Consider the following 15,627-nt stretch of genomic DNA (forward strand, 5'->3'; position numbering starts at 1 on the left):
GCTTTTGACTTATTTTCTTTTACTATTTTATATTTTCTTTTACTATTTTGTTTTTCTATTATTATTTTGTTTTTCTATTATTATTTGTATTTCATACTCTTTTTCATATTTCCAACATATTATTTTCTATTGACATCTTTTAAATTATTTAATTAGCAAAAATATTCTTTTCAGTTATGATATCAAGCATTTTCTCTAGCATTTCATCGCAATCATTATTATATTTAGAATAATCCATCCATACTACATCTGGTTCCCTTTTGAACCATGTTAGCTGTCTTTTAGCAAAATGCCTTGTATCCCGCTTCAAAATATAGATTGCTTCTTCTAATTCTATATTTCCGTCTAGATAATCTAATAACTCTTTGTAACCTAATCCTTGCATTGACACCATTTCCTTTGTGCAGCCAATATCTTTTAACTTCTTAACTTCGTCAATCAGTCCCTTTTCTATCATTGTATCAATTCTTTTGTTTATCCTATCATACAAAATATCTCTGTTGTTATTTAATACAAAATAAATAAAATTATAGGTTGATTGCTTTTGCATTTGTTCTTCATTATGCTTTGAGATTTGCTCTCCGGTTTGATGAAAATACTCGAGTGCCCGAATAACACGTTTCATGTTATTGGCATGAATATTTTCGGCAGATTTTTCATCAACTGTTTTCAGTATCTCATGTAGATATTGGGCACCATTTTCCGTCCCTATTTTTTCAAGTTCATGTCTATATCCGTCATCATTTTCGTTTTCTGTAAAATCAATATCATATAGAATAGCCTGGATATAGAATCCAGTACCACCTACAATGATTGGAATGTGATTACGACTATATATTTGTTCAATTGCTTTGTCTGCCATTTCTTTAAATTTGACCACATTAAATTCTTCATTTGGCTCAAGTTCATCTACTAAGAAATGTGTAACTCCATCCATCTCTTCTGGCATGATTTTAGCAGTACCAATATCCATATGCTTATATATCTGCATAGAATCAGCACTTATAATCTCTCCACCAATCGCCTTAGCCAATTTGATGGATAATTCTGTTTTTCCTACTGCCGTTGGGCCTGTGAGGATTATTAATGGTTTTTTATTCATAATGATTACCTAAACAATTCTTTTAAATTTCTTTTCTATTTCATACTTTGTCATAGAGATTAATGTTGGCCGTCCATGTGGGCAATTATATGGATTATCAGCTTCTAACAATTCATCTATCAAGGCTTTGGCCTCTAACGCAGATAATTTACTATTGCCTTTTACCGCTGCCTTGCAAGACATTGATGCAACTTTTTCAATAATTGCATCTGGGTTACGCGTGAGATTCTCATCAACTAAGCCATCAAGTATCTCAATTAGCAATCCTTTATCATCAATTGTTGGTAAATTTGCTGGTATTCCAATGACCTTGTACTCTTTGCCACCAAATGACTCAATCTCATATCCAAGTTTTACAAATATTTCTATGTGTTCATTCAGGAGCTGTTCTTCCCTCATGTTAAGACTCAATATAATTGGTGGATTAAGCATCTGTGAATCCATTTGCTTATCCTTTAATAAATTCATTGTTTTCTCAAATAAAATCTTTTCGTGGGCAGCATGCTGATCCATAATAAATAACTTGTCTTCAAATTCAATTAGCCAGTAAGTATCAAATAACTGTCCTACCACTTTAATTCGATTCCTATTTTGCTTATCTAACAATAAATCATCTGGAAATAGTTGAATCTGCTCTGATTTCTTTCCATAGTCGGATGCAATATTATCTTCCTTTAAAAGTTCCTCTGACCGTCTAATTTCAAACGGTTCTGGTAAGCGTTCCATTGGTTTTCTAGCAACTTCAATAATAGAATTATTCTCAGGCTTTATTTCAGTATTATTTATTTCAATACTATTTATTTGCGAATCACAAGTATTATAGGAATCCGGTTCTGATTGCACATATGAATTACACACTGGTTTATTACATGATTTGTTTTGAGTCTTTCTATCTACATTTAAAGTATCTGTACTTGATCCATCTGTATCTGAACCTGTTGGATCCGAGAAATTTGTATTTAAACCTGTTGGATTTGAACCAATTGTATTCGAAGCAGTTGTATTTGAACCATTTACACTAGAAATATTTGTATTTGAAATCATCGCATTTGAATCAGCTGTATTCGAAGCAGTTGTATTTGAACCATTTACACTAGAAATATTTGTATTTGAAATCATCGCATTTGAATCAGCTAAATTAGAAACAGTAGCTTCATTTGAATTTATAATAAAATCGGATCTCTTACTATTTTTAAATTCTACATTCGGTATTAATTCACGATTTGTAAGAGCTTTCCTTACTGCATTCAAAACAAACTCATATACGAATTCATTGTGTGAAAATCTCAGTTCCATCTTAGTGGGATGGACATTGACATCAATTATTTCGGGATTGATTTTAAAATGCATCGCTGTAAATGGATATTTATGCATCATTATGAAGCCTTTGTAAGCCTCTTCTATAGCTCTGGAAATAACACTGCTCTTAATATATCTACCATTAATATAATAATTTTCATAACTTCTATTACCTCTAGAAATCACAGGTTTTCCAATAAAGCCTTCTATCTCTATATCCTGAGTCTTATCTTTAACATTCAGTAAATTCGCTGAGATTTCTCTGCCATATACATGATAAATAATGTCTCTTAAGTTAGTATTACCTGAAGTATGGAGTTTGTTCTGATTATTATTAATAAATCTAAAAGATACATCTGGATGTGACAAAGCCAGATGTTCGATGAGCGAGTCAATATAGCCAGCTTCTGTAGAAGCAGATTTCAAAAACTTTCTTCTTACAGGTGTATTATAGAATAGGTTTCTCACAATAAATGTTGTGCCTTCTGGTGCACCGACTTCTTCCAGACTTATTTCTTTTCCACCTTCAATTACATATCTTGATCCTGAAAATGATTCCTTTGTTTTCGTTATCAATTCCACCTGTGCAACTGCAGCAATACTTGAAAGCGCTTCCCCTCTAAATCCTAAGGAAGAAACTACTGCCAAATCCTCAATTGATTTGATTTTACTTGTACAATGGCGTAAAAATGCAAGTTGGAGTTCTTTGGATTGAATGCCACAACCATTATCCGTAATTCTTACAAACGAAATACCACCGTCTTTAATCTCAACAGTAACTGCCGTTGCCTTCGCATCAATCGCATTTTCTATCAATTCCTTTACAATTGAAGCCGGCCGTTCAATCACTTCTCCAGCTGCAATTTGATTAATCGTATCTTGATCCAACACCTGAATCCCCATTCTACTCCTCCTTCCAAAGCTATTATTTCGTCATTAATTTTATCTTATCGCTTTTTAAGTAAATACATTTATCTCTTTATCTTCTTAACTTTTAGATTTTTACTTTTACTGTTTTTATTTCGTTTTTTTTTTCGTTTTTTGCTTTTCTATCTTTTCGCCATTTCGTAATTTTGCCTTTTCTTTTATCTCCAACATTAAGTCATAACTACTTAAGCGTGTGTTTCACGAACCGTTCTTTATCCCTTGGAAACGTAGCCAGTGAATATTAATTTATAATTATGCTTTCCCGCAGACCGTCTGAAAGCAGCGTTAATGTTATGTCAAGCCTCAGATAAAAAATGAGCGCAAGCGAGTCTTTTTATCATCCTTGAGGCTTGTAAAGAACATGCTGCTTGAAGGAAAGGCAAGGAAAAGCATAATTATAAATTAATATTCACTCACCACCTCCAACGCACTCCCTAAAACTCACACCCTAAGTAGTTCTATCCCAACTCACCAGCGATTCTTAATCTTGTTTTGCATCTTATATAGCATATTAATCGCATCAATCGGAGTCATATTCCCAATATTTGTTTCCTTCAACTCCATAATAATATCATCATTATTCACTGTATCAAACAAAGTCATCTGCTTCACTTCAAGATCATTTATATGGTTTGTATAAGTCTTATCTAATTTTTTTGAATATTGTGCAATATTTTTCGCATTTTGTAATATGTCAGCATCACTCAAGTCTTTGACAAGAACTTTCGCACGTTCAATTACTGAATCGGGCACCCCGGCTAACTTAGCAACCTGAATACCATAGCTCTTATCAGCACCGCCCGCGATAATTTTACGTAAGAACACAATATCATCACCTTGTTCTTTAACCGCTATACAGTAGTTATTTACACCATCAATTGTGCCTTCTAGTTCAGTAAGTTCATGATAATGAGTTGCAAACAACGTCTTTGCCCCTAAAAGTCTAGTATTACTAATATGTTCTACTACTGCCCAAGCAATACTAAGTCCATCAAACGTACTTGTTCCACGTCCTATTTCATCTAGGATTAAAAGGCTCTTACTTGTAGCATTTCTTAAAATATTAGCAACTTCTGTCATTTCTACCATAAATGTACTTTGACCTGATGCCAAATCATCGGATGCGCCTACTCTAGTAAATATCCTGTCAACGATTCCAATATTAGCAGATGTAGCCGGAACGTATGAACCGATTTGCGCCATAAGCACAATCAACGCAGTTTGTCTCATATAGGTTGATTTACCAGCCATATTCGGTCCTGTAATAATAGAAATTCTTTTGTTACTGTTGTCTAAATATGTATCATTTGCAACAAACATATCATTTGTAATCATCTTCTCTACTACCGGATGACGTCCATTTTTTATTTCAATGATACCTTTTTCATTGATTTTGGGCTTAATATAATTATTTCGTTCAGCAACCAACGCCAATGAAGCATATACATCAATTTTCGCAATGGCTTTGGCTGTATTTTGTATACGTAAAACTTCACTTGCGATTATATCCCTTACATTAACGAATAAATTGTATTCCAATGAGAATAATTTATCCTCCGCCCCTAAGATAATATCTTCTAGATTCTTCAATTCATCAGTCGTATATCTTTCAGCGTTACTAAGTGTTTGTTTTCTAATATATTCCGCTGGTACTAACCCTTTATATGAATTTGTAACTTCCAAATAATAACCAAATACCTTGTTATATTTAATCTTAAGGCCTTTAATTCCTGTTTTCTCTCGCTCCCTCGATTCAAGCTCAGCCAGCCAGTTTTTGCCTTCCGTCTTTGCTTTTCTTAATCGATCAGCATCCTCATGAAATCCGTCTTTGATGATACCACCTTCTCTTATTAAGATGGAAGGCTCGTCCACGATTGCATCATCAATCAACTTGTACAAATCCTGTAAATCATCGAGTTGTTCAAATGTTGATTCGATCAATTCACTTTTAAAGGACTTCAGAAGACCTTTAATATATGGCAACATTTCCAGCGAACTTTTAAATGCGATCAAATCTCTTGGGTTCGCTGATTTACAGCTAATTTTACTCATTAGGCGCTCTAAATCATAGATTGGATTTAAATACTCTCGTATTTCTTCTCTTGTGATCACTTCATTATTAAATTCTTCAATTACGGTTTGCCTTTTAAGTATCTCTTCTTTATCAATCAATGGTTGTTCAATCATACTTCGTAATTTTCTGGCACCCATTGCTGTTTTTGTTTTATCAAGTACCCACAGAAGGGAACCTTTTTTTTGTTTTTCACGCATTGTCTCCACTAATTCAAGATTTCTTCTTGAAGAACTATCAATTAACATATATTTACCTGTTGTATAAGGCAACAATGAAGTCAAATGTGATAATGAATTCTTTTGGGTTTGATACAGGTACTGCAAAAGCGCACCTGCCGCAATTACTCCCGTAGTATAATCTTTAAGGCCAAGTCCATCAAGACTTGTAATATGAAAATGCGCTTTTAACTTGTTAAGACACATCTCATCATCAAAATACCAGGAATCCAGTGATGACATTGATATTCCTAGCTTTTCATTTACTTGCTCAAGATTAATTCCACTCATATTAAAATACTCATTACAAATTATTTCCGAAGGAACAAATTTATTAATCTCATCAATAAGCGCACTTCCAGATTCCACTTCAGTAACAAAATAATCCCCTGTTGAAAAATCTGCAATCGAAAGACCAATAACATCGCCCAAATACACAATACTCATAAGATAATTATTTTTACCTGAATCAAGTGCTTGCATATTAAGATTTGTACCAGGCGTAACAACCCTTACCACTTCTCTTTTCACAAGACCTTTTGCTTGTTTTGGATCTTCTACCTGTTCACATATAGCAACTTTATAGCCTTTACTAACTAATTTGTTCAAATATCCATCTATGGCATGATAAGGAATCCCGCACATAGGCGCGCGCTCTTCCTGGCCGCAATCTTTTCCAGTTAATGTGATTTCAAGTTCCCTTGAGGCTGTGATTGCATCCTCAAAAAACATCTCGTAAAAATCACCTAATCTATAAAATAGTATGCAATCCTTATATTCCTCTTTTGTTTCGATATATTTCTGCATCATTGGTGTGAATTGTGCCACAATTTTGTCCTCTCAATCTAAAATAACTTTGCTTGTTTTATGCTCACAAACAAAGTTATTATATCATTTTATAATTGTAAAGAAAAGTAAAAAAGCCATTTTACTTATTATATATCAACATAAAGCAACAAATTACTTCGTTGTTTACTTTTTATAAGGTTTTATTGTAGCAGCTCTCTCTAGTGCAGCGTCAATTGTAGGACAAAAGTTTTCAAGCCCAACTTCCACATCGAATTTCGATCTTTGTAACATAGCCATAGGATGTTCGTTTACATGTGCAAATATTAGTACAATATGATGCTTTTGGCAAATTCTAAGAACATTCCAGAGACTATGAAGCGCACTTACGTCCATTGCTGGTACACTTCTCATACGGATAATTACTACATCTTTTGAAATATCAGAAACGATCTCCATAAATTTATCTGCTGCTCCAAAAAACATAGGTCCATTTATTTCATATACCAAGGTGTTTTTTGGTACCTTTTTCAGTGAAATACTATCTGAATCATTACTATCTTCTTCATCTTCATCTATATATTTCCAACCTTCAACATTGGTAACCTCGGCCATTCTTTTCATAAACAAAAGTGCAGCAAGTACCATACCAGCTTCAATGGCTATTACAAGATCAAAGAAAACTGTCATTAAAAATGTGGTGAAAAATACAATCAGATCGCTCTTAGGCGACTTTTTAACAAGACTCAAGCATTCTCTCCATCCACTCATGTTATAAGCAACCACGATCAAGATAGCTGCCAAAGCAGGCATTGGAATTAGCGCTGCAAGCGGCATACATAACAATAAAATCAGTAACAATGTAAGTGCATGAACCATTCCCGCGATCGGTGTACGTCCACCATTTTTTACATTTGCTGCGGTTCTTGCAATTGCTCCTGTCGCTGGAATACCACCAAACAATCCAGAAAATATATTTCCTAATCCTTGCGCAACCAATTCTATATTAGAACGATGCTTGCTTCCAATCATACCATCTGAAACTACACAAGATAAGAGTGATTCAATGCTTGCCAATATTGCAATTGTAAATGCTGGTGCAATTAATTTGCTGATCATTTGAAAATTCGTTTTGGGAAAAGCAAATGTAGGAAATTGTGCGGAAAGTGTTCCATACATACTTCCGATTGTATTTACATTCAATGCAGCAAATTTCACAATTAATGTAGTAGCAATAATTGCAATCAAAGAGCCAGGTATTGTTTTATTTACTTTAGGCCATAAAATCATAATTGTAAGCGCTAAAATACCAATCAAAAGTGTAGTCATATTAAAGCTTGAAATATGTGCTGAATATGCGCTGATTTTCCCAACAAATTCTGCAGGCATTGCGCCCATTTCAATACCCATAAAATCTTTTATTTGACCCGTAAAGATTCCAACTGCGATTCCGGCCGTAAAACCTGTGGTAATCGTATATGGAATATATTTAATCAAACTTCCAAGGCGAAACAATCCAAGTAAAACCATCATGATACCCGCCATAATTGTAGCAATGATCAACCCATCTATCCCAAACTCTGCAACAATTCCATAAATAATGATAACAAATGCGGCCGTAGGCCCGCCTATTTGTACACGACTTCCTCCAAAAAACGAGATAATGAAACCCGCAATAATAGCAGTATATAATCCTCTTTCAGGATTCACACCTGATGCAATCGCAAGTGCAATCGACAATGGTAATGCAATAATTGCAACTATAACACCTGCAATTACATCTTTCAAAAATTGTTCCTTACTGTAATTTTTCATCACAGAAAATAATTTTGGTTTTAACTTTTCCATACAACTTCTCTCTCCGCATTTTAAAACGATTTTTTTCTAAAAACTTTGTCAAATTAGTTTTAATTTTCTAACCCTAAATAATGTAAATCAATCAAACCATATATTTCTAACTCTTTACAAAAGCTAGAAATATATCCAATATTCGAATTCAATATCTTACACACATACCATATACTGTATTAAAACCCAATATTGTACGCTAGTTATACCGTGTAATGTATTCAAGCCCAACATTGTACGCTAGTTATACCGTGTAGATCGTGAATATGAATTTATAAGGATTGGTTTTGCGCACACCGGCTGAAAGCAGCGCTAATGTTTTTTCCAAGACTCAGATGAAAATCGAGCGCAAGCGAGACTTTTCATCATCCCTGAGGCTTGCAAAAAAACATGCTGCTTGAAGGAAAGGCAAGCAAAACCAATCCTTATAAATTCATATTCACTCAACACCCTATAACTCACCGCACAACACCCCAATATAGTAAAAGCCCTTGGACTGATCCAACTTAACATCCACGATTTTACCAATAAGTGAACTATCTCCTGGAAAATGTACCAGAATATTATTGCCCATACGCCCTGTCATAAGGCTTGGGTTATGTTCATTTACATCTTCCACAAGGGCTTTTACAATTTTACCCACATCTTTACCCGCTGTTTTTGAAGAAATACTTTTCACTTCTTTCAGTAATCGATTAAATCGTTCATTAATTACTTCTGGGGAAATCTGATCTTCCATAGACGCTGCTGGTGTTCCAGTTCTTTTTGAATATATATAAGTAAACGCACTATCATATTTTACTTTTCTTACGACGTCTAACGTTTCAAGGAAGTCCTCTTCTGTTTCTCCTGGAAATCCCACTATAATATCAGTTGTAATTGAGATATCTGGCATAGCCGCCTTGATTTTATCAACTAAAGCAAGGTAATGTTCTTTATCATATATACGATTCATTTTTTTAAGAATTGCACTACTTCCAGATTGAATAGGCAAATGCATATGTCGGCATATTTTTTTGGAATTCTTCATGACCTCAATAAGTTCATTTGACAAATCTTTGGGATGAGGAGTCATAAATCTAATTCTCTCTAATCCTTCAATTTTCTCTATTTCTATTAGTAGCTGTGCAAATGTTGTTTTGTCTTCTAATGTTCTACCATAAGAATTAACATTTTGCCCAAGAAGCATAATTTCTACTACACCATCTTTTACTAACTTTTCTATTTCCATAACAATCGCTTTCGGATTACGACTTCTTTCTCTTCCCCTTACATAAGGAACAATGCAATAACTGCAGAAGTTATTGCATCCAAACATAATATTTACACCTGACTTGAACGTATATTTTCTCTCTACAGGAAGTTCTTCAACTATTTTGTCTGTATCCTTCCAAATATCAATAATCATACTTTTTGAATCAAGTTTATCGCTAATTAATTCAGCTAATTTATAGATATTATGCGTTCCAAATATAATATCAACAAATCTATAACTCTTTTTTATTTTTTCTACGGCTTTCTCTTCTTGCATCATACATCCACATAATGCAATTATCATATGTGGGTTGATTTTCTTGCTGTTACTAATACGGCCAAGTCTTCCATACAAACGGTTATTTGCATTTTCTCTAACTGTACAGGTATTAAAAATAACGAAATCAGCTTCTTCTGATTCTGTTTGTTCATATCCGATTTCTTCCAGAATGCCAAGCAGTTTTTCTGAGTCTCTTGTATTCATTTGACATCCAAATGTAGTAACATTCGCTTTTAAAGGACGTCCTAATTTTTGGCTCAGTTGCTTCACATATTCATGGCATTTTTTTATATAATAATATTGTCTATCTGGCTCGATTTCCGGAGTCAGCATATCTAAATCAATATTTTCGATTAATTTTTCTATATCTATATTCATTAAGCACTAGATTCCTTTCCTATTTGTAACCATCTTTGTAGATACTTTTGTAGATAAATTCACACTAAAAATATAAATTATTGTGTTTATAATATAACCCTTTTTTTTACACAACGTAAATATTATATATACACATTAACAAAAAAGTCAAATGGTTTATCTCAAAAGCACTCTCCATTCTTTGTTTTACAAAAGAAATACAGCCAGTTATTTTTAGATAACTAGCTGTTCCAATTATGATTTCTTACTTAAATTTTAAGATGCTTTTGTTCGAATTTATATGGATTTACTGGCCGTCCATAGAAAAACCCTTGAATACAATCTGGTTTTAAAGATTTTACTATTTCCAATTCTCTTTCCGTTTCAATACCTTCATAACACACTTTAAGATTTAAGCTATGAGCCATATCTGTTATATGCTTTACAAGCCTATAATCATAATCGCTATGTTGAATATTTTTAATAAATACTCTGTCTATTTTTACCATCCCAAACATCATATCTTTAATATATCTAAAGTTAGAATAACCAGTTCCAAAATCATCAATTGCAAGTTCGATTTCTTTTTCCATAAATGATTTGAGTACATTTTTAGTTGCTTGACTAGATTCCAATTCACCACTCTCTGTTAATTCAAATACGATATTTTCATGAGGAATATCAAAGGAGTCAATACATTCTAAGGCATCTTTTACAATATCACTTTTTAACAATTGTACAAATGATAAATTTATATTCATTTTGAAACCAGAAATATTATTTTTCCATTCCTTGCACTGTTTTACAGCAGTGTGTATAATCCATTTTCCAAGCGGTATAATAAGCGAACTTTCTTCAAGTAAAGGGATGAATTCTACTGGTGATATATATCCATAAGTTTTATTTGACCATCTAACCAAAGCTTCTGCACCATAAACTGATTCCTCAACAACATTAATAATTGGTTGGTAATATAGTTCAAAACCTTCAAAGCCATTTTTAATTGATTTCCTCAAACATTCCTGAAGATCAATCTTCCTAATATATTTCAAATAGAAATCTTCACTATATTCAAAGTATGTATTTTTTCCATTTATTTTTGAATTATGAAGTGCAAATCTTGCGCTTCTCATGATTGAATCATAATCATCTGTTTGGGAATCAAAAAACACTGCTCCTGCAGAGATTGTATAAAATGTCTGATATCCAGATTTCTCTATTGAACGATCAATCTCTCGTCTTATCTTTTTGTATAATTCCTTCACTTTAGAACGCTCAGAAATATTAAAACTTTTACAAAATATTACAAACTCATCACCGTCTAGCCTGAACACTTCAGTATTGGAATGAATGCTTTTTTTGATACAGGAAGAGACATTCGACAATATTGTATCGCCAAATTCCATCCCACATTTTTCGTTAATTTCCTTGAAATTATCTATTCCAATTGATAATACATATCCTTTAAAATAGCCGTTCTTACTTAAATTCATATATTGTGATTTCAAAATATTTTCTCGATATAGACTAGTAACATTATCAATCTTACGATGCTTTCCTAATTCACCAATTCTACCAACTAGATATTGAGGCTTTCCATTATCATCTGAAACAACATGTCCCCTACAATTAATCCAAATCGGATTTCCCATCTTATCTAACCATCGGTATTCCAAATTGTGATCCGGCTGCCTTTGTTCCTTTACTGCCTCTAAATCCTTAATTAACATTTCGTAATCTTCTGAATATATAACACCTTTCAAGACTTTAGTGGCATTAAAAAAATGGGACTTATCTAAAGCAAATATATCCAAGGCTGATTCTGATAAAGCATAATGATCATTATCAAAATCTAAAATAAACATATAATCATCTGTACATTCCCCTAATATCGAAAGTGCATACTCGAACTGCGCAAAATCCACCTGCATTTTGTTTTTCATCTAATAAGCCTCCACCCTGTATATATCCCCAGGATATTTCAAGTTTTTTAAATATTTTTATAAGAAGTTGCTCTCATTAAGTATATCATTATTAGATATAATAACATAAATACTTTTATATGGGTATTATTTCCTTATTTTTATATATTTTATTTTTACTATTATGGTCTTACCTGTCCATTACCATAGATTATATACTTGTTTGTCGTAAGTTCTTTCAACCCCATTGGTCCTCTGGCATGAAGCTTTTGCGTACTAATTCCAATTTCAGCACCAAATCCAAACTCAAATCCATCTGTAAATCTTGTTGAAGCATTTACGTAGACTGCTGCTGCGTCAATTTCATTGAGAAATTTTTGAGAATTATCATAATCCTTGGTAATAATTGATTCTGAATGTTTTGTATTATATTTATTAATGTGAGCAATTGCTTCATCGATATCATTGACTATTTTAATTGATATAATATAATCTAAATATTCCTTACCCCAATCTTCCTCTGAAGCTAGCACCACTCTTGAGTCTATCGTTTGAGATAATTCATCCCCTCGAACCTCAACATTCTTTTCACTTAGTCTATCAATTACCTTCGGAATAAATGCATCGGCAATTGCTTTGTTAATAACCAATGATTCACATGCGTTACAGACACCAATTCTTTGTGTCTTGGCATTATATATGATATCAAGGGCCATCTCAAAATCCGCTGACTCATCAACATAGACGTGACAATTACCAGTTCCTGTTTCAATCACTGGAATTGTACTATTTTCAACCACAGTTTTAATAAGTCCTGCTCCACCACGAGGAATAATCACATCAATATATTTGTTTAAATGCATCAGCTCTTTTACTACTTCATGGTTCGTATCTGTGATAAGCTGAATAGAATTCGTATCAGCCCTTACACTATTCAATGCATCTGTGATTACTTTTACGATAGCAATGTTAGAATGAATTGCATCGCTACCACCTCTGAGTATTACAGCATTCCCTGACTTAAAGCACAAACCAAATGCATCAGCAGTAACATTTGGACGAGATTCATATATTATTGCAATAACACCAAGGGGAACTCTTTTATTACCAATAATTAAGCCATTAGGACGTTTTTTCATAGAGATAACTTCTCCTATTGGGTCTTCAAGTCCCACCAATTGAAATAGTCCTTCAGCCATGCCATTCAATCTGGCCTCTGTCAGTGTCAATCGATCAACTAATGCTGGTTTCATGCCATTTCTCTTAGCATTTTCAATATCGACGTTGTTCGCTTCTACTATGTAGATTTTGTTTTGCAAAATTGCATTCGCTACAGATGTTAGAGCATCGTTTTTTTCAATCGTTCCTAGCTTTCCTAGAAATGTGGACGCTATTCTTGCTTTTTCTCCAATTGATATAAGTGTGTCCATATGTTTATCCCTTTCTATACTATATTAGAATTCATTACAATGTTTATGAGAAGTAGTTCTTATAACCAAGTCTTGTGAAATAATAGCATCTACTTTCACATCAAATTCATCAGTGGCAATCGAATCAAAAATCTGAAAATCATATGCAAGTGCAAACTTTATATGCGAATTGGGCAATGCTAAATATTTATCATAAAATCCACCGCCATATCCGATTCTATGAAACTCCCTATCAAAAGCCAAACCAGGCATAATCAAAAACCCGTCTCGCAAGTCATCCGGCGAATCAAAAATCGGTTCCAAAATTCCATATGCACCAGGAGCTAAATCCGCCTCAATTGAACTGATTTTATGGAATTTTATTATATCACCATGTACCTTAGGTACATATACATTTTTTCCAATTGCAAGGCTTTTTTTAATGATATCAGTCGTAATAACTTCTTGATTATAATTAACATAAATATATATATTTTCAGCTTTTTTGTATTCCTCTTGTTTCATCAATAAATTCTGAATAGAGATACTCTTATCTATCACTTCCTGAGCATTCATTAAAGCTTTATTATTATTTACGCATTTTCTAATTTCCTTCTTTGTCTGAATTGCCATTATCCGTTTTCATCCTTTGTTCATGTCTTTCCTTAACATCAACCATTGTTCCATCTGGATTCTGTATTTTAATTGTATCTAGTGTTCCTCTTAAATTCTCGCGAAATGCTTTTATATAATCCGCCCTTAACTTCTTTTGTTCTATTGCCTCTATATCTGTCAAACCTTGTGTTTTTGCTTTTCCATATAATTCATTAACTCTATCAATATCTTTTTGAGTAAACATTTCCTTTTCCCTTCTAACCGCTTCTAACTTCTGCTAATTTGAGAAAATTAGCAAATTATCTTCTTCTGTAATTAGACATCCAACAAACTTCGCTTTTTCTCTAAAAATCACTTTGTTTAGCTCAGGATATTTGTATGCTACTATATTATAACTTTCTTTTCTAAAAGCAGTTTTTTTTATATGTTGTTCAACAATAATAATATCGCTTTTTATGAATTTAATGATATCTTGACTACCCAATTTCCATTCCACTTTTTGTGTATTCAAATTAATTAATTCGGTACTTTCTTTCTTTTCCGAAAGCAGATATGGGGAATCATTTATAATATATGTATGCCATAAATCAGAGATTCTAACCAAATTATTATTCACTCTAATCTTTGTCACTTTCGTATTATATTCATAAATAACAACTTCTTCTTTATGATTTTTAATGTCAACACGGGAAAATACAATATTTCCCTCTCTATATTTCATATATGGAAATGTTCGATTAGCGGAACCTTGATCTAGCTTTTCAATAAAAACTTGCTCCTTTTTCAAAACGAGATCCGAAATGAATTGTTTCACATTTATTGTGCCAATAATTTCTTTTGGCAATTTTTCAACTTCTACAGAATCATACAAGCCTTCTTCCAAAATAGAATAGCCAACTTTAATTGCGCATATATTGCCATCAATTGGAAGAACCTTATCTATCCCATACTTCCCTATTGTTTCATCACATATTTCAATTATACTTTCATCTTCAACACAATATAGATAATTCTCAATATCTAAAATCCCATTGTAAGTATTTAAAAAATCATTCTCAATAAGATCGATTGGTAACGGCTTGTGTGTCTCTTTTTGATTTTCTTTTTGTACAAAAATGTAGTTTTCATCTAGAATAAATAGCTTCACTGTTTTAATTGTTTCTAACTCAACCAAATTTTCTTTGAAAGTGAATACTATCTTTTCACTACCATCAGAAATCCCATATTGTATAAGTGAAATATTAATATTATCTTCCTCTAATCTTGATGCGGTTGTGAAAAATATATAGTCTTTATTACATTGAGAATTATATAGGCTAACAATGTCATACTTTTTTACTTTTGGAAGGATTTCCTGTCTAGTGTTATTTACAACATCAACAATATAAAGTTTCTTACCAGTAAAACTATTCAACTGATAGTTATCATCTATTTCTTGTAATATTAAATCTTCTTCAATTGGTATACATTTCCCATTTTCGAATTTACTTATCAATCTAATATTCACACTAACTCCCATCTGCTATGCGAATATAATTC

Annotated in this window: 10 protein-coding genes; all 10 read right to left on the reverse strand. The window is 32.8% G+C overall.

Annotation, left to right across the window (positions count from 1 at the left end; all coding sequences use genetic code 11):
• Window positions 1–148: 148 nt before the first annotated feature.
• On the reverse strand, window positions 149–1,102 hold the full coding sequence (miaA, locus tag BMY18_RS11220; RefSeq protein WP_092454037.1) for a tRNA (adenosine(37)-N6)-dimethylallyltransferase MiaA: 954 nt from the start codon (window positions 1,100–1,102) through the stop codon (window positions 149–151).
• Between the two features lie 9 nt (window positions 1,103–1,111).
• A complete protein-coding gene (gene mutL / locus BMY18_RS11225) occupies window positions 1,112–3,304 on the reverse strand; it encodes a DNA mismatch repair endonuclease MutL (RefSeq protein WP_092454039.1) in 2,193 nt (730 codons plus the stop codon).
• Between the two features lie 492 nt (window positions 3,305–3,796).
• The gene (gene mutS, locus BMY18_RS11230) at window positions 3,797–6,445 is read right to left on the reverse strand and encodes a DNA mismatch repair protein MutS (protein WP_092454041.1); all 2,649 of its coding nucleotides are present in this window, start codon (window positions 6,443–6,445) and stop codon (window positions 3,797–3,799) included.
• 144 nt (window positions 6,446–6,589) lie between these two features.
• The gene (locus BMY18_RS11235; RefSeq protein WP_092454043.1) at window positions 6,590–8,251 is read right to left on the reverse strand and encodes a SulP family inorganic anion transporter; all 1,662 of its coding nucleotides are present in this window, start codon (window positions 8,249–8,251) and stop codon (window positions 6,590–6,592) included.
• Between the two features lie 451 nt (window positions 8,252–8,702).
• Window positions 8,703–10,163: a tRNA (N6-isopentenyl adenosine(37)-C2)-methylthiotransferase MiaB gene (gene miaB / locus BMY18_RS11240; protein WP_092454045.1), complete on the reverse strand. Its 1,461-nt coding sequence runs from the start codon at window positions 10,161–10,163 to the stop codon at window positions 8,703–8,705.
• Window positions 10,164–10,411: 248 nt separating this feature from the next.
• Entirely contained in the window at window positions 10,412–12,085 is a 1,674-nt protein-coding gene (locus tag BMY18_RS11245) for a bifunctional diguanylate cyclase/phosphodiesterase (RefSeq protein ID WP_092454047.1), read from the reverse strand.
• Between the two features lie 161 nt (window positions 12,086–12,246).
• Entirely contained in the window at window positions 12,247–13,494 is a 1,248-nt protein-coding gene (locus BMY18_RS11250; protein ID WP_092454049.1) for a glutamate-5-semialdehyde dehydrogenase, read from the reverse strand.
• Window positions 13,495–13,518: 24 nt separating this feature from the next.
• The gene (locus tag BMY18_RS11255; protein WP_092454051.1) at window positions 13,519–14,106 is read right to left on the reverse strand and encodes a 5-formyltetrahydrofolate cyclo-ligase; all 588 of its coding nucleotides are present in this window, start codon (window positions 14,104–14,106) and stop codon (window positions 13,519–13,521) included.
• A complete protein-coding gene (locus tag BMY18_RS11260; protein ID WP_092454053.1) occupies window positions 14,078–14,332 on the reverse strand; it encodes a DUF896 domain-containing protein in 255 nt (84 codons plus the stop codon). The genes BMY18_RS11255 and BMY18_RS11260 overlap by 29 nt, the downstream gene beginning before the upstream one ends.
• A gap of 33 nt (window positions 14,333–14,365) precedes the next feature.
• Window positions 14,366–15,595 carry a hypothetical protein gene (locus BMY18_RS11265; RefSeq protein ID WP_092454055.1) on the reverse strand — a complete coding sequence of 410 codons (1,230 nt, stop codon included), beginning with the start codon at window positions 15,593–15,595 and terminating at the stop codon, window positions 14,366–14,368.
• Window positions 15,596–15,627: the final 32 nt, after the last annotated feature.

The organism is [Clostridium] fimetarium (assembly GCF_900111235.1).
Lineage (GTDB): Bacteria > Bacillota > Clostridia > Lachnospirales > Lachnospiraceae > Clostridium_N > Clostridium_N fimetarium.